Source organism: Sorangiineae bacterium MSr11954 (assembly GCA_037157815.1).
GTDB classification, from domain to species: Bacteria; Myxococcota_A; Polyangia; order Polyangiales; family Polyangiaceae; genus Pendulispora; species Pendulispora albinea.
On record CP089984.1, the window covers coordinates 1,953,581 to 1,974,748 of the forward strand.

Annotated in this window: 16 protein-coding genes; 7 read left to right on the plus strand and 9 right to left on the minus strand. The window is 67.5% G+C overall.

Annotated elements, in window-relative coordinates; all coding sequences use genetic code 11:
- The first annotated feature begins 74 nt into the window (after window positions 1-74).
- The 3 genes from LZC94_08055 to LZC94_08065 all read left to right on the plus strand — a co-directional run bounded on the left by LZC94_08055 (window position 75) and on the right by LZC94_08065 (window position 3,281).
- A complete protein-coding gene (locus LZC94_08055; GenBank protein ID WXB17221.1) occupies window positions 75-608 on the plus strand; it encodes a hypothetical protein in 534 nt (177 codons plus the stop codon).
- 17 nt (window positions 609-625) lie between these two features.
- A complete protein-coding gene (locus LZC94_08060) occupies window positions 626-2,860 on the plus strand; it encodes a sensor domain-containing diguanylate cyclase (protein ID WXB17222.1) in 2,235 nt (744 codons plus the stop codon).
- Window positions 2,861-2,930: 70 nt separating this feature from the next.
- Window positions 2,931-3,281 carry a hypothetical protein gene (locus LZC94_08065; GenBank protein ID WXB17223.1) on the plus strand — a complete coding sequence of 117 codons (351 nt, stop codon included), beginning with the start codon at window positions 2,931-2,933 and terminating at the stop codon, window positions 3,279-3,281.
- 155 nt (window positions 3,282-3,436) lie between these two features.
- On the opposite strand, the gene LZC94_08070 is transcribed toward LZC94_08065, so the two are convergent.
- A complete protein-coding gene (locus LZC94_08070) occupies window positions 3,437-4,252 on the minus strand; it encodes a hypothetical protein (GenBank protein ID WXB17224.1) in 816 nt (271 codons plus the stop codon).
- Between the two features lie 464 nt (window positions 4,253-4,716).
- On the opposite strand from LZC94_08070, the gene LZC94_08075 reads away from it, so the two are divergent.
- On the plus strand, window positions 4,717-5,403 hold the full coding sequence (locus LZC94_08075; GenBank protein ID WXB17225.1) for a S1 family peptidase: 687 nt from the start codon (window positions 4,717-4,719) through the stop codon (window positions 5,401-5,403).
- Window positions 5,404-5,430: 27 nt separating this feature from the next.
- The gene (locus tag LZC94_08080; GenBank protein WXB17226.1) at window positions 5,431-7,071 is read left to right on the plus strand and encodes a thiamine pyrophosphate-binding protein; all 1,641 of its coding nucleotides are present in this window, start codon (window positions 5,431-5,433) and stop codon (window positions 7,069-7,071) included.
- Between the two features lie 52 nt (window positions 7,072-7,123).
- On the opposite strand, the gene LZC94_08085 is transcribed toward LZC94_08080, so the two are convergent.
- Genes LZC94_08085 through LZC94_08105 form a run of 5 tightly spaced genes read right to left on the minus strand, consistent with a single transcriptional unit; the run spans window position 7,124 to window position 11,317 of the window.
- On the minus strand, window positions 7,124-8,047 hold the full coding sequence (locus LZC94_08085; protein WXB17227.1) for a uracil-DNA glycosylase: 924 nt from the start codon (window positions 8,045-8,047) through the stop codon (window positions 7,124-7,126).
- A gap of 26 nt (window positions 8,048-8,073) precedes the next feature.
- Entirely contained in the window at window positions 8,074-8,961 is an 888-nt protein-coding gene (locus LZC94_08090) for a hypothetical protein (GenBank protein ID WXB17228.1), read from the minus strand.
- A 13-nt stretch (window positions 8,962-8,974) separates the two neighbouring features.
- Window positions 8,975-9,418, minus strand: coding sequence for a biopolymer transporter ExbD (locus LZC94_08095; GenBank protein ID WXB17229.1), 444 nt, complete (start codon window positions 9,416-9,418; stop codon window positions 8,975-8,977).
- Window positions 9,419-9,420: 2 nt separating this feature from the next.
- Window positions 9,421-10,251 (minus strand): MotA/TolQ/ExbB proton channel family protein, encoded by an 831-nt coding sequence (locus tag LZC94_08100; GenBank protein WXB17230.1) that lies wholly within the window; start codon window positions 10,249-10,251, stop codon window positions 9,421-9,423.
- Window positions 10,229-11,317, minus strand: a complete 1,089-nt coding sequence (locus LZC94_08105) for a tRNA pseudouridine(13) synthase TruD (GenBank protein WXB17231.1) — start codon at window positions 11,315-11,317, stop codon at window positions 10,229-10,231. Before LZC94_08105 ends, LZC94_08100 begins: the two co-directional genes overlap by 23 nt.
- 200 nt (window positions 11,318-11,517) lie before the next feature.
- On the opposite strand from LZC94_08105, the gene LZC94_08110 reads away from it, so the two are divergent.
- A complete protein-coding gene (locus LZC94_08110; GenBank protein ID WXB17232.1) occupies window positions 11,518-12,093 on the plus strand; it encodes a DUF2846 domain-containing protein in 576 nt (191 codons plus the stop codon).
- Between the two features lie 258 nt (window positions 12,094-12,351).
- Complete coding sequence (locus LZC94_08115) at window positions 12,352-15,894, plus strand: M36 family metallopeptidase (protein WXB17233.1); 3,543 nt, start codon at window positions 12,352-12,354, stop codon at window positions 15,892-15,894.
- A 160-nt stretch (window positions 15,895-16,054) separates the two neighbouring features.
- On the opposite strand, the gene LZC94_08120 is transcribed toward LZC94_08115, so the two are convergent.
- The 3 genes from LZC94_08120 to mxcH are packed head-to-tail and all read right to left on the minus strand — an operon-like array spanning window position 16,055 to window position 20,999.
- A complete protein-coding gene (locus tag LZC94_08120; GenBank protein WXB17234.1) occupies window positions 16,055-17,323 on the minus strand; it encodes a hypothetical protein in 1,269 nt (422 codons plus the stop codon).
- Complete coding sequence (locus tag LZC94_08125; protein WXB17235.1) at window positions 17,320-18,873, minus strand: PepSY domain-containing protein; 1,554 nt, start codon at window positions 18,871-18,873, stop codon at window positions 17,320-17,322. Before LZC94_08125 ends, LZC94_08120 begins: the two co-directional genes overlap by 4 nt.
- 5 nt (window positions 18,874-18,878) lie before the next feature.
- Window positions 18,879-20,999, minus strand: coding sequence for a TonB-dependent siderophore myxochelin receptor MxcH (mxcH, locus tag LZC94_08130; protein WXB17236.1), 2,121 nt, complete (start codon window positions 20,997-20,999; stop codon window positions 18,879-18,881).
- Between the last annotated feature and the right edge of the window lie 169 nt (window positions 21,000-21,168).

A 21,168-nucleotide genomic window follows, 5' to 3' on the forward strand; every position in this document is an offset into this window, starting at 1 on the left:
TGATGCTCGTGTTCGTCCTTTCGACCCCCGCGCGCCCCGCTCGAGGCTGCGAACTTTCAATGTGAGGTTGTGCCGTGGAGACTCGGGAGCACCTCGAATTCTATCGGGTGGATCAGTCGGGGCCGACCAAGCGCATTTTGATCCCGGCCATCGCGCTCCTCACCGTCGGCCCGCCCATGGTGATTTTCTCGGCTGCCGCGAAAAAGTTCCCCAGCAGTGGGACCGTCGGGGCCTTCGGGGCCGCGCTGATGATCGCGGGCCTGGTCACCGGGTTTCTGGGCATCGCGCTGCTCATGCTCGACGACCGTTACGTCGCGGTCGTTGCCGGGGGCATCCTGGTGCACCTCGACAAGGAGGAGACGTTCTTTCCCTGGGAAGCGCTGCAGGGCATCCGCTGCGAGGGCGCGATCCTCCTCTTGATCCTGCGCGAGGCGGAGCCTGCGGCTTCGGCGGCCGCCGGGGCTCCCGTCGGGGCCGCGGCCTCGGGGCAAAGCGTGCGGGAGCTGCGGCTCCCCTTCTCCAAGGCGCGGGTGCCGCAAATTGCCGCGCGCCTCGAGGAGTGGCGGAGGCGCGACGCCTGGAACTTGGCCCCGCTGCCGCCGTCCTGATATCGGACCCGTACTTCATGGATCCGCTCGTCCGAGGGTCGCTGCTCGTCCGGCGTATCATCCGACGCGGACATGGTCTCGCGCTCGGATGTGCGCTGGGGGCCTATGTGATCGCGGGCGGGGCGACCGGGCCTCTGGACGTAGGCAGCATCGCGGCGGCCGCGCTCTTCTTCGCGCTGCTGGTACCGCGGCTGCGCGCGCGCTGGTCGCACGATCGAACGCGTTCGCCGCGCTCGCCGGATCGGGTGAGCGAGGTACCGATTCTCCTGGACGTGGAGCTGGGGGTGCTCCTCACCATCGGCCTATCCGCTGCGCTCCTGCGCTTCGAGGGGACGCTCGACGGGGTGTTCTCCCCGGTCATGTATGTGCTCGTAGCGCTGGTCGCCGCGCTGGCGCGGCCGGTGGCGGCGGTGCTGGTGCTGGGCTCCGTGATCGGCTTCGAGGCGCTCATCCGGCAGTACCTTCTGCTGGAGCCGAACTTCGACAAGCTGATGCCGCACGCGGTGTTCGCGGTGACCTTCGCCATCCTGAACCTCGCCTTTCTGCGGGTCGAGGTGGCGCGCACCCGCGCGGCGGCGCGCGCTCGGGTGGAGGCCGAGCTCCGGCGACTCAAGGACGACGCGCGCAGCTACCGGCTGCTCGGCGCAGGCGAGGGGAGCGCAGACGCCCACGCCGAGCAGAGCGCGGAGCGGCTGGCGCGATCGAGCGTCGAAGAGATCCATCAATCCGTGCATTATGCACTCGAATTGCTGCGCCGCACCTTGGGGCTGCACACGGCGGTGCTGCTCTGGCTCAACGACGCGGAGACGCACTTCAAGATCAGCGAGCTGTCGACCGAGTCCGACGACATCCACGACGCGCCCATCGCCGTCGGCGACGGTGTGCTCGGCGCCGTGGTCGCAAAACGCGAGCGGGTCACCTTATCGGGGCTCAAGCCCTCGTACAAAGTGCCTTATTACGCGGGGGCCTGTCCGGTGAGCGTGCTGGCCGCCATCCCGGTGCTCGAGGGCCTCGAGGCGTTGCGCGGCATTTTGGTCATCGACCGCACGGAGAACCGTCCGTTCTCCACCCAAGAAGAGGAGCTGGCGGCGCAAGCGGCGCGGTATTGCTTGCGGGCCATCCAGAACGAGCGCGTGTTCGTGCAACTCGAGCGCGCCAAGGTGGAGCAGGGAAAGCTCTATCGCGCCGCGCAAGCGCTGGGCGCCGCCACCAGCGAGAAGGACGTGCTCGAAGCCGGCGTGCGGGCCGCGCGCGAGATCGCCAGCTTCGATCTGGCCGCGGTGACCATCTTCGACGAGACCACGCGCACGCACGAGGTGTGCGCCGCCAAGAGCGCGAATGGCCAAATCGACGATTTGGTCGGGGTGCGCTTTGCCCACAATACGGGGCTGGTCTCCATGGTGGTGCAAAACCGCTTTCCGCTCCCGTACAAAGGCCAATACGATCCGACGCACCAAACCGTGCTCACGCGGCGGCACCCGTGGCCCAAGCTCCCGTCGCTGTTGGTGCTGCCGCTTCTGCAGCACGAAAAGCCGCTGGGCACCTTGATCCTCGGCGCCCGCCGCCGCAACGCTTTTGGCGAGTCGGTGCGGCCGACTTTGGAGGTGCTGGCCAGCCACCTGGCGGTGAGCCTCTCCAACGCGCGCATGGTTCACAAGCTCGAAATGATGGCGACGACCGATGGGCTCACGGGGCTCCTCAACAAGCGCGCCATGCTCGAAGCGGCGACGCAGAAGGTCGCGGCGGCGGCGCGCTTCGGTCGGAAGCTCTCGGTGCTGGTGACCGACATCGACTTCTTCAAGAAGGTGAACGACACCTACGGCCACGATGTGGGCGATGTGGTGATCAAAGGCCTGGGCGACATCCTGCAGCGCCAGCGCCGCGCCACCGACTTGGTCGCCCGTTTCGGCGGCGAAGAGTTCGTGGTGCTCTGCGAGGAGACGAACGAAGAGGGGGCGATGCTCCTCGCCGAGCGCATCCGGCAGGAGCTGGGCAAAACCGTATTCCACACGCCCAACGGCAAGCTCCAGGTCACGTGCTCCATCGGCATCGCCACCTTCTCCCCCGGCCATGTGCGCGGCGTCGCGTCCTCGGCGAGCGCTAGCAACAAAGGCGCCGACTCGAACAAGTCCGAGGGCTGGGACGCCCTCTTCAAAGCCGCCGACGAAGCCCTCTACGTCTCCAAGCGCACCGGCCGAAACCGCTGCACCGCGGCGGCCCCCACCCGCACCACGAAGACGCGCGCGAGCTGAGCGCGGCGGGTGCGAAGAACGCGCGGACCTGACGCGCGTGCGCTCGACAGCCCCCGGGGAAATGCGCATCATGAAGCGCATGCCGAACGAGCAGAAGAAACCTGATCCGATCGAGGACATCCGCGCCGGGCTGGGGCTGCTGTTTCGGGCGGCCAAAACGGCGGTGGACGAGTTTCCGACGGAGAAGATCGAAGAGGTCGTGAAGGAAGGGGCGCGGGAGGTGACCCGCGCGCTCGAAACGGTGAGCGACGTGATCGACGAGAAGGTGCTCGGCAAAAAGCCGAAGCATCCTCCGCCCCCGTCGCCGTCCTCCGCACAGGCCTCGGCCGCACCGGATGCAGCGCCGCCTGCGCCCACGGCCACCGCGAATCCGCCTGTCGATCCGCCGAAGGATCCCGCCGAACGCAAAGACGACGGCTGAAACTCCGACTCCTCGACGATCGGCGCCACCGCCAGGGCGCGAGGGTCGCACGAGAGAGCTCACACCAACCGCGGGAACCGAGCGGAGCTCACATCCAACCCTCGCGATCCGAGCGTCCTTGCGGTTGAATTCTCGTACCGCGTACCGCGACAGACCTACTCGCGCGCAGGCGGGATGGTGCTGCGGTTGCTTACGTAGCGGACACCGCCGTGGTCGCTCGTGAGAAATTCGGATTCGGTGCGGATGATGCGCACGAGGCGTTGGTCGCGGTCGCGCGGGCCGATGGGGGTTACGAGAACGCCCCCGATGGGGAGCGCGTGAAGCCAAGCGTCCGGGACCGGATCGACGGCAAAGGTGGCGACGACCTTGGTGAAGGAACCCCAAACGGGGGCCGACTCGGTCGCATCCAAATGAAAGACTTGGACATTGGATCGCTCGAGCAAGAGCCGCGTGGCGCGGCTCGCGAGGCGCTCGTCGATCTCGAAGGTGCGCACGGAGCCTTCGTCGCCCACGATGTCGGAGGCGAGGGCCGCGCCGTAGCCGGAGCCCGTGCCGAGCTCGATGAGCGCGTCGCCTTCGCGCAGATCGAGCACCCGGAACGAGAGCAGGTACGCGTGCGGCGCGCTGATGGTCGAGAGGCCTTCGTCGTCGAGCGGAAGAGGGACGTCCTCGTAGGATCGCGGCAGATCCTGCAGCCGCACGAAGCGCTCGCGCGGAGCCTCCAGCAGCGCCTGGAGCTGGCGCGCTTCGAACGGACCCAAATCGCCCTCGATTTTGGCCACGAGCCGTGAGCGCTCACGGTGCGCGGCCTCCTTGAATCGCGGATCGGACGCGAGCCGCCTGACGATCTCTTCCTCGTCATCCCTCGCGTCGCCCTCCCGCAAATTCTCGCGCGGATTATCCCGCGAATGAGCCGCGGCGCGCGTTACCGCCGCGCGCGCGATCGATGCGAAGTCGGAGTGGAAAAACATGAGGGCGCGGATCTCGGTTTCGCTCGAACGAAACCCTGCCCGAGTCGCGAGCGAGGGCCTGCTCCCGCGCGATGCGGGAGCCCGAACGATACCAGAGACCGCGCGATCCAAGCGAGCAACCGGCCGCCATCATCCGACATCCAGCGACGCCGTTGAAGCTTTCGAGCGATGGGTGCGCATTTTACGGCGCATGTCGGTGTCGCACGGCATCGCGTGCGCGCGCGCAAAGATTCGTCGTTTCCTAACTTCGACCGCAAGCGCCCTCGAACGCCGTCATCCAAGATGAGAGAGGCATTAAGCGTATGACTCACGGTGGCGTAGTGTCAGCCATCCTCGCAGGATCGTTGGCGTTAATAGGCAGCGGTTGTGTGCGGGGACCGGATATCCGACTTCAGCGGACAATCGATCACGCCAGCGCGGGTGTATTGGCGGTTGCCACATCGCACGATGGGAACCCGACCAGTGTGACCTTGTGCAGCGGCGCGCTGGTTGCTCCCAACCTGGTGTTGACCGCGCGCCATTGCGTGGCGAAGGCCATCACCACCATGCCGTCGTGCGACGCCGATGGACGATCGCACAACGGTGCGCACATCGGCGAGGACGCCGACCCTTCCGCCATCGTGGTCTACGTGGGCGATCGGGTGCAAGTCGACCGCGACGTTCCGCGCGCCCGCGCCGTGCGCACGCTCCACCCCACGGGGCACGTGCTCTGCGACGCCGACGTGGCCTACGTGATCCTGGATCGCCCCATCACCGGCGTAACCATTCTGCCCTTGCGGCTCCACGATTCCGTACAGTCGGGCGATGAAGTGGTCCCTGTCGGTTTCGGCGGGGGCGCCGCCAATGTCATCGGCCAGCGCCGCCCGCGCGAGCGAAGCACCGTGCTCGCCGTGGGGCCCGCTGCCAACCAAGACACCGGCGCCGTGCTCGGGCCGCGCGAGTTCGAGGTCGACGCGGCCACCTGCCGCGGTGACTCCGGCGGGCCGGCCATCGACGTCCACACCGGCGAGATCGTCGGCGTGGTCTCGCGCGGCGGCAGCTGTTCCGCGCACGGCAACCACGTGTACACGCGGGTCGATGCGTATGCGCGGCTCGCACGCGTCGCCTTCGGCGCCGCGGAGCGCGAAGCGGCGGACGTGGCGCAGCGATGACCCACGGCGCGTGATACCTTTCGAGGTATGACGCGTATCGTCTCCGCGATCGCACGCGCGCTGTCGATGCATTCGGATCGTGCCTTCGGGGTCGTGGGCAGCGGCAACTTCCACCTCGTCAACGCGCTGCGCGCGGCGGGTATGGATTTCGTGGCCGCGCGGCACGAGGGCGGCGCGGCCACCATGGCCGATGCCTATGCGCGCATCGGGCGGCGCGGCGGGGTGCTCACCGTGCACCAAGGGCCTGGCCTCACCAACGCGCTGACCGGGATCGCGGAGGCGGCCAAGAGCCGCACGCCGCTCTTGGTGTTGGTGCCGGAGGTCTCCTCGCCGCGCTCGAACTTCCACCTCGATCTGCCGGCGCTGGCCAAGGGCATCGGCGCCGGGTTCGTGCGCGCCCGCGGCGCCGCCGACATCCCCGCGCCGCGCGAGCTCTCCGCGCAGGGAACGGTGATGGTCGCGCTCCCCGTCGACGTCCTCGCCGCGGACTCCGGCGAGGCGAACGAGCGTGAAACTCCCTCGGTGGTGGTCTCGGAGCCGGGCGGGGAAGAGCGCTTCCCGCTCTCCGACGCCGAGCCGCTGCTCGAGCGAATCGCTTCGGCGCGGCGTCCGGTGTTCATCGCGGGGCATGGCGCGGTGATGTCGGGCGCGGGGCCGGCGCTCGCCGAGCTCGCGGAGCGGTGCGGCGCGCTGCTCGCCGTATCGGCGCGCGCCAAGGGGCTCTTCGTGGGCAACCCATGGTACCTCGATGTGTCGGGCGGCTTTGCGTCGCCGCTGGCCGCGGAGCTGATTCGAGGCGCCGATCTGGTGGTGGCCTGGGGCGCGTCGCTCACCATGTGGACCACGCGCCACGGCCGCATCTTCGACCCCGACGCCACGGTGGCGCAGGTGGCGCTGCACCCCGGCGATCTGGGGAGCCACACCCGCGTGGACTGCGGCGTGGTGGGCGACGCGCGCAAGGTCGCCGAGTGCATCGGCGCGGCGCTCGTGCAGCGCGGGTTCACGAGCAAAGGCTACCGATCCGACGCGCTGCGCGAGCGCATCGCGAGCGCCGTCCGATGGCGCGACGTGCCCTACGAGGACGACTCCGACGGCGAGCGGCTCGATCCGCGCACCTTGACGATCGCGCTCGACGACATGCTGCCGGAGGCGCGCACGGTGGCCGTCGACTCGGGCAACTTCGTGGGCTACCCCGCCATGTACCTGCGGGTGCCCGATGAGCGGGCCTTTTGCTTTACGCAGGCGTTTCAATCCATCGGCCTGGGCCTGCCGACGGCCATCGGCGCGGCGCTGGCGCGGCCGGATCGTCTGACGGTGGCCGCGGTGGGCGACGGCGGTTTCCTCATGAGCATCGCCGAGCTGGAGACGGTCACGCGGCTCGGGCTGCCCATGCTCATCGTCGTCTACGACGACGCGGCCTACGGCGCGGAGGTCCATCATTTCGCGCCCGGGGGCCACCCGCTCGACACCGTGCAGTTCCCCGATCGCGATCTGGCCGCCATGGCGCGCGGCTTCGGCTGCGAGGCGCTCACGGTGCGCACGCGCGCCGATCTCGAGCCGCTGCTCTCGTGGCTGGCGAGCCCGCGCGAGAGCGCACTCTTGATCGACGCCAAGGTCACGTCGAAGCGCGGCGCGTGGTGGCTCGAGGAGGCCTTCGTCGGGCACTGAGCGCCGCTCGGTGTTCCCGGGGCCTCGTCTCTCGTCCTCGGCGAGGCGGCGGCTACTTCTTCTTCGGCAGCTCGAGCCCCAGCTCTTTCATCACCAGCTGCAAATCGTCCCACGCCTCGCGCTTGGCTTGCTGCAACGTGGCGCTGGGGCGGAGCAAATACGACGGGTGGTACGTGGGCATCACCAAGGTGGCGCCGCGATAGAGCTTCCACTGCCCGCGGATCTTGGTGATCCCCATGGTCGTCTGCAGGAGCGAGGCGACCGCCGTGTTCCCGAGCGCCACGATCACGCGCGGCCGCACGATGGCGAGCTGCTCGTGCAAGTACGGGATGCAGGTGCTCGACTCTTCGGGGGTGGGGCGTCGATTGCCGGGCGGGCGGCACTTGATGATGTTGCAGACATAGACGTCGTTGTCCGGCGAGAGCCCCATCGCCGCGATCATCTTGTCGAGCAGCTGCCCCGCGCGGCCGACGAACGGGAGCCCTTGCGCATCTTCATCGGCCCCCGGCGCTTCGCCCACGAAGCAAAGCTTCGACTGCGGGTTGCCGCGCGAAAATACCGTGTTCGTGCGCGTCGCCGCGAGCCCGCACTTGGTGCAACCCGCCACCTCGTGCCGCATCTGCTCGAGGCGCGCGAGCCCTTGCGGCCCGTTTCCATGGGTCGCAGCTTGCGGCGTCTCGTGAACAACGGGGAGAACCACCGGCGCCGCGCCCCGTGACTCCGAAGCTACGGGCCTAGGCTCGGACGCCGCAACGCGCGGTTGCTGCGTTTCGTACGAAGCCGGCGCTCGCGCGGCCGGCTCCTTCGGAGGCTCGGCATACGCCGGCGCCCGCGCTGCGGCTTCGGACGCGGCGGGGGCGGGCACCCGGGCGCCGCGTGGGATGCCGCTCGCGCCCGACTCTTGCTGCCACTCGAGATACGCCCGCAGCGAGGCCGCGATCTGGGCAAGCTCGGCGCGGGGATCGTCCGGCGTCATGCCGAACACCTATAGCATCTGTAGCGTCATCTCTCGAAGTGGATGCGGAACGGCTTCGTCTTGCCCGGGATGGCATTTCCGTTGACATCCAGCTCGGTGGCGAACGGCTTCTGCATCGCGCACTGCCGCGCCACCCGCGCAAAGCCATGCCCCGGATCTTTGACGATGGTCACCCCTTGCGCCCGGCCGTTCACCCCGACCTGGACCTCGATGGTCACCCATGTCTCGTTGATGTCCTCCGAGTCGGCCTCGGGGGGGAAGGGGCAGTCGTTCCAGTTGGTGTCGCCCAAGAGCCCCGCGGCCCGCGCCTTGCTCGGCCCGGGCGGTGCGGTAGCGGCTCCCGTTCCACCCGGGGTGCCGGTCGCACGCGCAGCGGCGTTGTAGACGGGCTTGGTCGAGGTGCCGCCGGATTGCGTGGTGCCACCCGCGTAGCTCGTACCGGGCCCGGTGACGAAGGTGTTCGTCAGATCGACGGGCTCGTTCGGATCGGGTGCCTTGTCGATGATCGCACCCGCCGCGGCGGCCGCGGGGGGCGGCGCCACGGCTTCTTTGGGCGCCTTCGGGGGAGGCGGCGCCTTCACCGGCTCCGGCTCGGGCTCCGGCGGCGGAGGAGGCTCGGGCTCCTTCGGCTTGGTCACCTCGATCTCGTACGTCTCGGTGAGCTGCTGCTGCACGTACGCTTGCACCGTGCGCGTGAAGCGCGCCAGCTCCAGCGACGTGAGCGCCGCGCGGGCAGCTGCGGCGCCGTGCACCGCCGACGCGACGAGCAACGCCACGGCAATGGTCGCCCCGGCCCGGTTTCCCAGCTCGAACACGCGCCCCAGGGGCTCGCGCTCCATCAGCGCGGAAGCGCGGGCAATACCGGGTGCGCCAGGGTGAATGCCGTTGGTTTGCGCGTGCGAGGCGTCGATCATCCGATCACTTGGCTCACTTGGGTTTTGGAACGGGAACCACGGGGGGCGCAGGCGTGACGCCGAATGCAATTTTGGAGACGTGCGCCTGCTTCAGCAAGTCCAGCACGTGGATCACGCGCCCGTGCGGCACGGCGCTGTCGGCCTTGATGACCGCGCGCAGCTGGGGATCCTTGGTGTGGGCCTCGTTGGCCAGGGTCAGGATGGCGTCGTCGTTCGGCACCGGGCGCTGATCGACCTGGGTCTCTCCGCCCGCGCCCAGCGCGATGGATAGAACGGTCTGCACCTCGCTGGTGCCGGTCGCGGCGCTCGGGAGGTCGAGCGGGATCGACTCGGACTTCACGATGAGCTTTGCCGTCACCATGAAGATGATCAGGAGAACGAGCGTGATGTCGACCAGCGGCGTGACGTTGATGCCTGTGATCGCGTCATCCGCGTCGTCGGCTGCACCTCCGGCCATGGTCAGTTCGCCCCTTCATCGTCTTCGCGCGGGTTTTGCGGGTTCTGCGAGACGCGGCGCGTGGGCGCGGGCGAGCTCGACCCGGCTCCCGCGGCTGCGGGCCGCAAGAGACCCTTCTCCGTCGACTTCAAGTACGCGAGGAGCACGTGCCCGAGCGCGTCCGTGTTCGACAGGGTCGTCTTCACGATGCGCTGGAACATGTTGAACGCCGCGACCGCCGGGATGGCGACGACCAGACCGACCGCCGTGGCCACCAGCGCTTCGGCGATGTTGCTCATGACCGCAGCCGACGCGATCTGCGCGCCTGCGTTCGCCGCCGAAGCCGCGGCCGCGGCCGCGTTTGCCGCCGCCGCCGCACCGGCCTGCGCGACCGGCTTGGCGTTCGCCTTTCCGAGCTCTTCGAACGCGCCGACGATACCGATGACGGTGCCCAGCAGCCCGATGAAGGGCGCGTTGTTGCCCAGGGTGCCGAGGTACGCCAAGCGCTTCTCCAGCTTCGTCTTCTGCAGGGCGCTCGCCCCGGCCATCGCCTCCGCCGCGGCATCGGCGCCGTAGCTTGCCTCGACCACGCCAGCCAACACGACCGCCGCCTCCGCGCTCGGCGACGCCTCGAGGCGCTTGCGCGCTCCCTCGAGATCGCCCGCGCGCAGCAGCTTGCCGAGCTCCCGCATCAAGGTGCCGACGTCGTCACGGAGCGAGAAGTAAAGCCAGGCTCGCTCGAGCATGATCGCCAGCGAGACGACGCTCAGAATCAACATCAACCAGAGGACCCACGCGGCCCCCGCCCCCACCATTGCATTTTTGACCCGCTCAATGATCTCGTTGTTGCCCATCGGGTTCGATCGCTCCGTCCTCGCAGGTATAAGCCTCGCCGTTGGTGGAGAGGTGATCCGTGCCTTTGCCGGCCTCTGCATCGAGAGAGATTGCGGCAGAAATCACGGTGGTGGCATAGGCGCCTTTCGGTAGCACAAAGTAAACCCGGATGCTGGAACCTTCTTCCCTCTCTTCTCTTTCGATCCGAAGGTCGGACACCCACAGGCGCAGGGGCCTGCGGGTCCCCTCGCCGAGTGGCACCAGCTTGGTGAGGTCGATGTCGTCACCCAGGAACTCGCGCACCACTTCTCGCTCCAGGTCGCGCGGGGTCCCCTCGGGCTCACGCATTTTGGCCCCGGGAAGTGGCCCGGTGGCCGATATTTCCCCCCGCTCGGCGCGCGCGCGATCCTCCTGAACATCGGTGCAGAGAAAGAGGCCACCGGAGTCGTGCCGTTTGGCCAAGTCGCCTTCCAGGCAGGTGTTCCAGGTTCCATCGCCCACGCGCCGCCGGAGCACCTCGTTGTAAACGGCGGATTGAAGGGCGGAGAACAGCAGGCGTTTCAAGCGCGGATCGCGCGGCGCCGGGGCTTTGCCGGTGAGCCACGCTCGGGTTCGCTCGGCATTGTCGCCCTCGCGGCCAAATCGTTGTGCGCCGAAGGCGTTGGGCACCCCTTCGCGGCCGATGCGCTCGAAGGCGCAGATGGCGCCGTCCACGTCGGCCACGTCGCGGATGCGGATGGCAAATCGGTTGGCCCGCAGATGGCCCGTGCGGAGCTTGTTCGTATGGCGCTTCGTATCGAGCACGTTGATACGCTCGTGCACCAGCGCCATCGCCTTGGTGTCGCGATCGGGCGCGAACGGCACCGAGACCGTCTGCGTGGTGATGGCCATGCGATCCTTCATCCCGGCCACCCCGACGTCCCGTGCGCGAACGCCGACCGTTCGCGCGATGACATCGACGGCGGCGTCGGTGGTCATCTCCCGCTTGGTGAAGCGAATGTAGAGGTGCTCTCCGGTTCCGCAGGGTTCGTAGAGCGGAATCTCATCGACGACGAAATCTTCTGGAAGGACTTTTATGCGTGCCATGGGTGCGTCGGGTGTGGGTGCCGCCAAGTAACCGGTTCGTTCAAAGAAAATGATGGCCACGGTCGGCCATCCCTACAGGCAGAGCCGGTGCGTCGCAAATCATGCGCCAGGCATGGCCTCGTTCCTGCCTCGAAGATCAATCCGAGGACACCGGACGAAAATTTTTCCTGCGCCAGTCGGTCGCGGTGAGCGTCTTCGAAATGATGAACGTAGCGCGGAGTCGGTCGGCACGATCCATTGCGTCTTGGGGTGGCTTTGCGGTTCTCGTCTTTTACGTGGCCGGCTGCACCAGCTGGAAGCTCTCCGAGCCGGAGACGGCCACCGTGCACCCGTTTTTGCCGCAGCCCGCGCACCTCGCCAAGGTGTGCGTGATCCGAACGTCCGTTCTCGAAAAGGGCGTGACCTTCGTTTCACGCGACAACGGCGTGCTCGTGGGGGCCACGCGCGGGGCCAGCTATTTTTGCTATTACGCCGAGCCCGGCGATCACGATCTCGCCATCGAGGCGGAGGTCGAGTCGAGCGCCAAGCTCCGCGCGCGCCCGGGCGAGTCGTACTACTTGAAAGAGGAGGTCGCCGTTCTGCGCGGGAAGGTGCAGGGCCGCGGGGTTTGGGTCGACGAGGCCGTCGCGCGCAACATGGTCGACGATTCGAGCTATGTGCTCCTCGTCGGGGCACCGGGCCGCGAGCGCGTCCCCGGCGACTTACCGTTCGCGCCGGCCAAGCGGCAGCTGGAGCAGCTGGAGCAGCTAGGTGGATCGTCCGCGAACGATGGATGACGCGATCCAGCGCGCCGCCCATGAACGCGATGCGGGCGAGCGGGATGCGAGTGCGAATGACAACTTGCAGAACCGAAGCCCGTCCGTGCGAGGGCGGGGGCCAATGAGTGCGATTGGTCACACGAAATTATCTTTTTAAGTTCGGGTCACGGACGTTTTTGGAGTTCGTTTCTTTTCTCACTTTCGCAAGTGAGAAATCTCTTCTCGCATGCCCTGAAACGCGGGAAATTGCAGCCCCAACCATAGAAGGGGGCAGCGATGAGAAAAGGTGTTTCTCGCCTTGGTTTGCTTGCGGCCACCGGCGCGTTGCTGGTGGGTCTTCCGATGTGCGCCCGGGACAGCGGCGCACCGCCCGGCTCCAATCCCGGTGATCGATCCGGGGAGGAGACGGCGCCCGACGATACCGACGTGCGCGCAGCGCTCGCGTCGACACCTCTTGGCCAAGTCGTATCGCGCGATGAGCGCGGCGCGGCGCGATTCATCGTCGGCGCGGTGGAGGACTCGCCGGCGACCCTCAACGCGAGCTCCGAAACCGCGGCGCGCGTTCATCTCTCGCGGCACGCGGAGCTGCTCGGGGTGAGCGAGTCGGCCATCCGCACGATGACCCAAATCGATACGCAAAAGCTCGAGGGCGGGGCGAGCGTGGTGCGCTTCGAGCAGCGCGTCAATGGCATCGAGATCTTCCGCGCGCGCGCCAGCGTGGTCCTCGATCCGTCGAAGAACCTGGTCTCCATCGGCGCGAACCTGCACCCGCGCGCCGCGGCCACCCACGCGGCCAAGGCCATGCCCTTCCGCAAGACCGCCGAATCGGTGGTGGCGGACGTGTATGCGGGGCACTTCGGCTACGCCCTGCCCGAAAAATCCGTGAACGACACGGGCGCGCGCGGCGGCGATTTCCGCGGCTACGATCTGGCCACCCCCCAGGGCGCGCCCGCGGTGCTCGACGCAGCGGCCAAGAAGGTCTTCTTCCCCCAGGGCGACGGCTTGGTGGCCGCCTATTACGTGGAGATGGCGGCGCGCGCCTCGGGCTCCAACGAGAACGAATCGTACTCGTACGTCATCGCCGCCGACGACGGGCGGGTACTGTACGAGGCTTCGCTCACCGCGAGCGACAGCTTCAAGTACCGCGTCTGGGCCGATCCCTCGGGCGTCCCGGCCGACGGCCCCTACGTCGACTACTCGCCGCACCCCACGGGCTTCCCCAACGGCGTGCTGCCGGGCTACGCGCAGCCGATCCTGATTTCGCAGGAGGGCTTCAACAAGAACCCGAATGGCCAGGCCGATCCCTGGCTCCCGCCGAACGCCACCACCACCTTCGGCAACAACGTGCGCGCGTACGGCGACCGCAACGACAACCACGCGGGCAGCGGCGACGGCTTCGATCCGGGCGATGTGGTGCCCGATGTGACCGCGCCCAAGACGTTCGACCGGATCTACGACGTAAACAAGGAGCCCAACGCGAGCCCGGACCAGATCAAGGCGGCCGCGACGCAGCTCTTTTACGTGAACAACTGGCTGCACGACTACTTCTACGACTCGGGCTTCAACGAGGCCGCCGGCGTCGCGCAGCTCTCGAACTTCGGCCGCGGCGGCGCCGAAGGCGATCCGCTCCGCGCGGAGGCGCAGGACGGCGCCGACTCCGGGTTCTCCAACAACGCCAACATGAGCACCCCCAGCGACGGCATCTCGCCGCGCATGCAGATGTTCGTGTGGTCCGGCGTGCCCAACCGCTCCTTCCAGACCACGCCGGCCGGCGCGTACACCGATCCCTTCGGCGCGGCCGCCTTCGGCCCGCAGCAGTTCGAGATCACCGGCGACTTGGTCGTCTCCTCGCCGGCGGACGCCTGCGCCGTGCCCACCAACGTGGCGGGCAAGATCGCCGTGATCGATCGCGGCACCTGCCCCTTCACCGACAAGGGCAAGAACGCGCAGGCCGCGGGGGCCATCGGCATCGTGCTGGTCAACAACGCCGCCGGCCACTCGGCGCCCAACCCGGGCTTGCCGGATGCGTCGATCACCATCCCGCTCATCGGTCTCAGCCTCGAGGACGGGGCCATCGTCAAGAGCGCGCTCGCGCGAGGGCCGGTCTCCGCCCGGTTGAAGCGCGGCGCCGAGACCTTGCACGATGGGACCATCGACAACACGGTGATCGCCCACGAGTGGGGTCACTACATCCATCATCGCCTGGTCTCGTGTGGCTCGGCCTCGTGCAGCGGCATGAGCGAGGGCTGGGGCGACTTCGTGAGCTTGTTCATGGTCGTTCGCGAGAGCGATCTCGATAACGAGCTCTTTGGCGCCGCCTTCCCCATGGCGCAGTACGCGGCGGCGGGCATCACCAACAGCGCGGCCTACTTCGGTATCCGCCGCGCGCCGTACTCGGCGAACCGGGCGAAGAACCCCTTCACGTTCCGCCACATCCGTCGCAGCTCGCCGCTGCCCACCGGCGCGCCGCTCTCGCCGGCCTCCCCCGACAACGCCGAGGTGCACAACGTCGGCGAGATCTGGACGCAGACGCTGTTCGAAGGGTACGTCAACGTCTTGCACGCGGGGCAAGTCGCCGGGCGCAGCTTCGATCAGAGCAAGCGGCGGATGGCCGACTACATCGTCGCGGGCATGAAGGCCGCGCCGCCGGAGCCGACCTTCACCGAGCAGCGCGACGCGATCCTCTCCACCGTGTGGGCCATGGGGCAGAAGGACGACTTCTTCGCGCTGGCGCGCGGCTTCGCCAAGCGCGGCCTCGGCTCGGGGGCCATCGCGCCGCCCACCAGCTCCACGAGCTTCGACGAGGCGGTGGAGAACTTCGACATGCGCGGCAAGCTGACCATCGTCGACGCCAAGCTCGATGACTCCATCTCGTCCTGCGACGACGACGGCGTCCTCGACGCGGGCGAGACCGGCAAGCTCACCGTGCGCGTGCGCAACCTCGGGTGGCAGAACCTCCGCTCGTCCAAGCTGAATGTCAGCACCACCGATCCGAGCGTGACCTTCACCAACAATGGCCAGGCGACCATCCGATCCATCGATCCCTACGGCATCGCCACCGTGACGGTGACCGTGGCGGCCGATCAAATCCCGCTGTCGCGCGCGGAGCTGCCGATCACCATCGAGCTGCGCAACGACGAGGCCGTTCCTGCCGTCACCAGCACGGTGGTGAACACGCTCTTCAACTACGACGACGTGCCCAACTCGTCGCCCATCGACAACGTGGAGAGCGCGCGTCCGGCCTGGACCATCGATCACGGTAGCCCGCGTCCGGCCAACGTGTGGCTGCGCCAGGGCGATGCTTCGAACCACGTATGGCACGCGCACGATCTGGGCGTCACCAGCGACGAGCGCCTGGTCTCCCCGAACTTGGTCGTCGGAAATGGCGACTTCAAGATCACCTTCAAGCACCGTTACCAGTTCGAGACGACCCCGGGCGCCCCCGCCACTTACTGGGACGGCGGCGTGCTCGAGATCACGACCGACAACGGCGCCACCTGGAACGACATCGCGACCTACAAAGATCCGGGCTACCCGCAGACCCTCATCGCAGGCGGCGAGAACCCGCTCCAAGGCCGCAAGGCGTGGGCCGGCGACTCGCCCGGCTACCCCGCCTACACCACCGTTTCGGTGAACCTCGGCAAGCAGCTGCAAGGCAAGACCATCAAGGTCCGCTTCCGCGCCGGCGCCGACGAATCCGGCGGCCACACGGGCTGGGACATCGACAACTTGATCTTCAGCGGCCTGACGAACCTGCCCTTCCCGTCCATCGTCGACGATCGCACCACCTGCGAAGCGGAGCTGGCCAAGGCGAAGTAACGAGCGCCTCCCAGCCCCCACGCCGTTCACTCACCCCGTACACGTTCCCGAGAAGAGAACGGGAACGTGTACGGGAGCAAGCGAGTGAACGGCATCGCCTCCGGCGCCCCCAGCCCCAATGCCGTTTACGGGGAGACGTCGTCTGGGGGCGAAGCGCAGCTCACCGAAGCCGATACAGATCCCTCAAAAACCCATCCATCTGAAACCGCAACGACGCCGTATTCGTCTTTGGATCGAACTCGCAGAACGACGACGTCGCGCCGTCCGCCGATTCGGCTGCATAGTACTTGCCATCGAGCACGGCGCCGCCGAACGCGATCATGGAGAACCCAATCTCCGGCACCTCCGCGGCCTTCACGGTGTCACCGAGCTCGAACCGCCAATACTTGAACGCCTTTTGCTTCCAGATGGCGGATCCTTTCAAATCCGCCCCGCGCGCCATCTGATCGGGGTAATGAACCTTGGCGTAGCCGACCCCGTTGCCCACGTGGAAGAATTGGCTGGCAGCATTTCGCCCCCCGGTGAGCGACGGGATTTCGACCATGTAGTTCGGATCGAAGCTCGTCTCCCCCGGCTTGACGCGCAGGATGCACGTCTTGGGGACGGGCTGCTGCGTGAGCATGGCCTCGACCTGCGCCAAGTAGCTGCGCCCGTCGGCGAGCACATAGATGGTCCCGTCGTCCAAGATGGCCGGCTGCCCGGCGGCGGCGCAGCGCTCGTCGTGCATCACGCGGACGACGCTGTTTTGGCTCGCGTCGAGCACGAGCATGTTGGCGTCGCGCCCGATCTTGTACAAATTCGTATTCTTGTAATCGACATAGCGGAGCGGCACGTACACCTTGTCGCCTTTGACGGTGGCGACCCAGAGCTCCGCGTCGAAGCCCTCTTTCTTCACCTGCGAGAGATCGATCTCACCGGTGATCTCCATGGTGGTCGGGTTCCAGACGATGACTTTGTACTGCGCCTCCGCGAACAGGTACGCCTTGGTGGCGCTGATGAACGCGTTCCCGAAGGGGATCGACTTCAGCCCGTATCGGCCGAAGTTGACATTCGGCTGGCTCGATTTCACCAGCTTGCCCTCGCTGTTGGGCTCGAACTTGCCAATCTCCGGCTTCTCGGCATAACCGACATAGGTGAACCCGCCGTACGCCATATGCCGCGAGTTTCCGGAGATCTCCGTGGCGGGTCCGGTGGAGACGTACTGGTCGAGCGACGTGACGGACTGGATGTAGAGCGTTCGCGCGCTGGGACCTTGAATCACCGTCCCGATCGAATAGAGCCCGTTCGGATCGCGGGGGCCGGCATCGCCTCCTGCGCCCGCGGGGCGGACCGCGCAGAGGGCCGCTTGCGGCGTGGGTTTGTCGTCCGAAGAGCTGCACGCGGTGAGCGCAGCCACCAAGCCGAACGAAAGCAGGCGAGTCGTATTCATCGTTTTGCTCCAACGAAAAAGGTGCGAGAGGTGCGAAGGGATGGCGATACCGCGCGGGCCGCGCCCAAGAGCGCCGCGCCCAGCACGAACAGCGAGAGATCGATCGCCGCCACCGCCCCCACGCGATGGCGACCGACATTGAAGAGGTGCACGTCCGTGGTGAGCGCATTCAGCACGGGCACGAGCGCAAACAGCGCGCCCGAGGCCGCGAGCAGCGCCGTCCACGACACCTTGGCGTCGCGCACGACCAGGCACCCGACCAAGGCGAGCGCCCACGCGCCAAAGAAGGCCACCGACTCCCACGTCAGGCGGGAAGCGACCGTCATGGGGATGCATCGATTGGCCCAAAAGAGCACCGCGGTGGCGAGACCGATGCCCGCGCCCGCGCCCGCGGTGAGCCGCGCCAAGAGGCGGTCGCTGGCGCGCTTCTCCCGGCCCTCGCGGCGCAAGAGCCAAATGCAATTGCCGCTCAGGATGGTGACGCAGGCGGCGAGCGCGCAAAGCGCGTAGAAGATCTTGACGGCCCACCCGCCGAAGCGCGCAAAGTGCAGACTCCGAAACACCTGCTCGATGCTCTGCGCCGCCCCCATGCTGCCCGCGGTCTCCACGTTCACCACCGCACCGTCGCGCAAACGAAGGCGCACCGTGCTCGTCCCCAGCGGTGCCGCCAAGAGCTTCCCTTGGACGGCCACCGTGCCGTCGGCATCCCCGTAGTTGGCGATCCGCAGCACCGCGGGCGAGAGCCCCGGGAGCCGCTCCGTCGCGCGCGCCACCAGCTCCTCCAGGGGCAACGCCTTTGCAGCTTGGCCGCGCGGCGGGGGCCCGCTCAAATCCCCGTACAGCGCGCTCTGGGCCGCCTTGGCATCGCCATGAAAGAGCGGCCCCGCGAACGAGCGCAGCAAGAGCGGCCCAAAGCAAATCATCGCCCCCGTGAACGCCGCCATGGCTTGAAATGGAAAGCCATATACGGCCAACGTTTTGTGCGCATCGGCCCAGGCGGTGCTCGCGCGCCCGCGCGGGCGGAACCGATGGAGCTGGCGCGCGATATTTCGATAATGGATCAAGAGGCCGGTCACCAGCCCCAGCACCATGGCCGTGCCGAACACGCCCGCGACATAGATGCCCGAGGGAAACCAGCGGTCGTGGTAGAGGAAGTGAACATTAAAGAGGATGCTCGCCAGCCGCGAACGCTCGGGGACGATCTCCCCGGTGCGCGGGTGCACGTGCACCATTTCGCGGACGCCGCCCGAGGCGGGCACATACCGAATGTCGACGGTGCTGCGATCGTCGCCCGGAAGATGAACGTCGATGCGCTTGCGCGCGACCCAGCTCGCATCGAGCACCGGTGAGACGATCTGCGAGAGCGGCGCGACCTCTCCGTGCGGCACGCGGAGCGCGGGATCTTGCCAGACCCCGAGCTCCTCGTAGAACACGCAAAAGGCGCCGGTAAAACAAATGACGTGCAGCACCAGCCCCGCGGCGATGCCGACCCACGCGTGCACGTCCCAGATGGCCAGGAACGCGTGCTTGGTCAGCTTCGGGAGCCTCATCGCGCTCACCACGCGTCCCAGTCGCGCTCGAACGTGCCCTTGAAGAAGAACGCGCGCCCCGGCCTCTGAACGCCGAAGTTGTCGTAGGCGCGCGCGTCCGTCAGGTTCTGGGCTTCGAGGGTGGCGCTGAGGGTGGCCGGGCTTCGAAGCAGGTACGTGAGGGCGACGGAGTGAAGGAGCTGCGAGGCGAGATGGTCCTTGCTCGCCTTTTCGCCTTGGCCCTCCCAGGAGCGGTAAAAGTCGTGGAGGTAGCGCGTGGTCCACGCGAGCGAGACCTCGTCCCTGCGGGTCACCACGTCGGGGACCCGCGCCCGCGCGCTCAGGCTCCCAAAGAGCCACGGGAGGTTGGGGATGCGGTCGCCCTCCATTTTGAAGAAGGCGCCCTCGTTGGAGGTGTTTCGGAAATCTTGAAGGGTCAAGCTCCCGTCGAGGGAGAAATAGTCGCCGGGCGATCGATAGCCCACCAGCCCTTCGCCCCCCGCCGAGCGCGCGCTGTAGACGTTCTGGTAGTCGTAGCTGGTGTTGTTGATGATGGTCGTAATGAGGTGGTCCGCGTAGCGCAAGAACCCGTTGACCTCGGCGGTCAGGGCGCCCGCGCGGGTGGGGCCCGTCTCGATCAGGAACCCGACATTGACGTTGTCGCTCGTCTCGGGGACGAGCGCGATGTTCCCTTCGACCAAGGTGCCATCGCCGAACAACTCGGTGGGGCTCGGCAAGCGGGTGGCGTGCTCGTACGAGGCCTTCCCATAGAGCCAAGGCAGAAAACGGAAGCGCAACGCGTCGCCGCCGCCAAAGCTCGAGTCGGTGCGATCGGTGGAACGAAATTGCGTATCGGTCACCAGCTCGTCGGCCTGCGAGCTCATGTAGTAGTGTTTGACGAAGGCGATGTTCTGGAGGCGCCGATCGAAGAGGTGAACGTCCGCCTCCAGGCCGTTGGTCCACGTCAGGAGCTTGCGCCCTCCGGAGAGCGGGTCGGCCTTTCCCGGCTCCAGCGGGAGCTTTTGCTCGCCCGCGCGCGATACCCATGTGGGGGCCATTTGGGCGCGAAGGACGAGGTCGGGGGAGACGACCCAATCGAGGCCGAGGCGCTCGAAGACGGCGTGCTCGCGGAGGACTTGATCCGTCTTGAACCCACCGGTCTCGCCTTGCCGGCTTCCGGTGGGGACGGTGCGGCGGCCGAACCAGTCGTAGTTCCACTCCGCGCGGTCGACGAACGCGATGCTTCGATGGTCGTAGCCGGTGATGGTCGAGACCGAGAGCTTCGTGGATCCCACGGGCACGAAGGGCGATTGGTAGCGCGCGGTGGCGCCGAGCGAGTCCACGCCAGCGCGCACCTCGCCGTAAGGGTTCGCCATGATCAAATTGTTTTGAATGTCTTTGTCGAACGCCGTTCCATACACGCGAAGGGAGAGCCGGCGGGCCCACCCGCGGTCGAGCACACCGGCCTCGAGCCCCGCGCCGTACGCGCGGTATGCGTCGTGAAATCGATGAACCGTGGCCCGCTCGGTGCGGCTGCCCGCGCCGGGGACGTCCACGTCGACGGAGTAGTCGTTCTTGGCGCGGTCGTAGAAGGCGTTGGCGCGCGCGAAGAAGCCCGTCTGGGGATCGAAGTAGTGGCCGGCGACGGTGGCGCGGTAGGTGCCAAATGAGCCAACTTGATACGAGGCGCTGGTGCGCGTGCCCCGCTTTGGCTCGGTGACCAGGTTGATGGCGCCGCCGAGCGCGTCGGCGCCAAAGCGGATGGGAACGACGCCGCGGTACACCTCGACCCGCTCGACGAAGTCGATGGGGACGTTGGCGACGCCGAAGGTCATGCCGGTGTAGGCGAGGGGAACGCCGTCCACGAAGAAGCGCACCTGCTCGTCCTGAAATCCGTTCAGCGAAACGCGCGCGGTGGACCCGAGCCCGCCTTCGCGGCGGACGATGATCCCGGGGCTTCGGGCCAAAACTTCGCCCATATCGGCGCTCGCTCGATGGGCGTGCGCGCGCTTCATGTCGATGACGCTCACCGCCTCCGCGCTCCGCGAAAGGCGCGATCCCGACGCTTCGCCGCGGACGGAGACCTCCGGGAGCTTCGCGTCTTGGGGTGGGGCGGGTTTGGCGCTATCGGCCGGGCCGGGGGGCAATGCGGGAGGTGTGGGCTCCGTGGCACGCGCGGGAGGCGCCGGCTCTTCGGCGCGTGCGGGTGGCGTCAGGGTGAGCGCGATGGCTACGAACGGAACGAGACGGCGCGACGTTCGCCGCGTCGAACGCGTGGAACGAGGTGGACGGCACACGTCAAAAGGTCCGGGGACG

What these genes read in the sequence shown, in the direction of transcription:
- LZC94_08090 (WXB17228.1), bottom strand. Translation starts at nt 8,961, where the DNA reads ATGATCGACGCCTCGCACGCGCAAACCAACGGCATTCACCCTGGCGCA.
- LZC94_08105 (WXB17231.1), bottom strand. Translation starts at nt 11,317, where the DNA reads ATGGCACGCATAAAAGTCCTTCCAGAAGATTTCGTCGTCGATGAGATT.
- LZC94_08070 (WXB17224.1), bottom strand. Translation starts at nt 4,252, where the DNA reads ATGTTTTTCCACTCCGACTTCGCATCGATCGCGCGCGCGGCGGTAACG.
- LZC94_08120 (WXB17234.1), bottom strand. Translation starts at nt 17,323, where the DNA reads ATGAATACGACTCGCCTGCTTTCGTTCGGCTTGGTGGCTGCGCTCACC.
- LZC94_08080 (WXB17226.1), top strand. Translation starts at nt 5,431, where the DNA reads ATGACGCGTATCGTCTCCGCGATCGCACGCGCGCTGTCGATGCATTCG.
- LZC94_08060 (WXB17222.1), top strand. Translation starts at nt 626, where the DNA reads ATGGATCCGCTCGTCCGAGGGTCGCTGCTCGTCCGGCGTATCATCCGA.
- LZC94_08065 (WXB17223.1), top strand. Translation starts at nt 2,931, where the DNA reads ATGAAGCGCATGCCGAACGAGCAGAAGAAACCTGATCCGATCGAGGAC.
- LZC94_08110 (WXB17232.1), top strand. Translation starts at nt 11,518, where the DNA reads ATGATGAACGTAGCGCGGAGTCGGTCGGCACGATCCATTGCGTCTTGG.
- LZC94_08085 (WXB17227.1), bottom strand. Translation starts at nt 8,047, where the DNA reads ATGACGCCGGACGATCCCCGCGCCGAGCTTGCCCAGATCGCGGCCTCG.
- LZC94_08100 (WXB17230.1), bottom strand. Translation starts at nt 10,251, where the DNA reads ATGGGCAACAACGAGATCATTGAGCGGGTCAAAAATGCAATGGTGGGG.
- LZC94_08125 (WXB17235.1), bottom strand. Translation starts at nt 18,873, where the DNA reads ATGAGGCTCCCGAAGCTGACCAAGCACGCGTTCCTGGCCATCTGGGAC.
- LZC94_08095 (WXB17229.1), bottom strand. Translation starts at nt 9,418, where the DNA reads ATGGCCGGAGGTGCAGCCGACGACGCGGATGACGCGATCACAGGCATC.
- LZC94_08115 (WXB17233.1), top strand. Translation starts at nt 12,352, where the DNA reads ATGAGAAAAGGTGTTTCTCGCCTTGGTTTGCTTGCGGCCACCGGCGCG.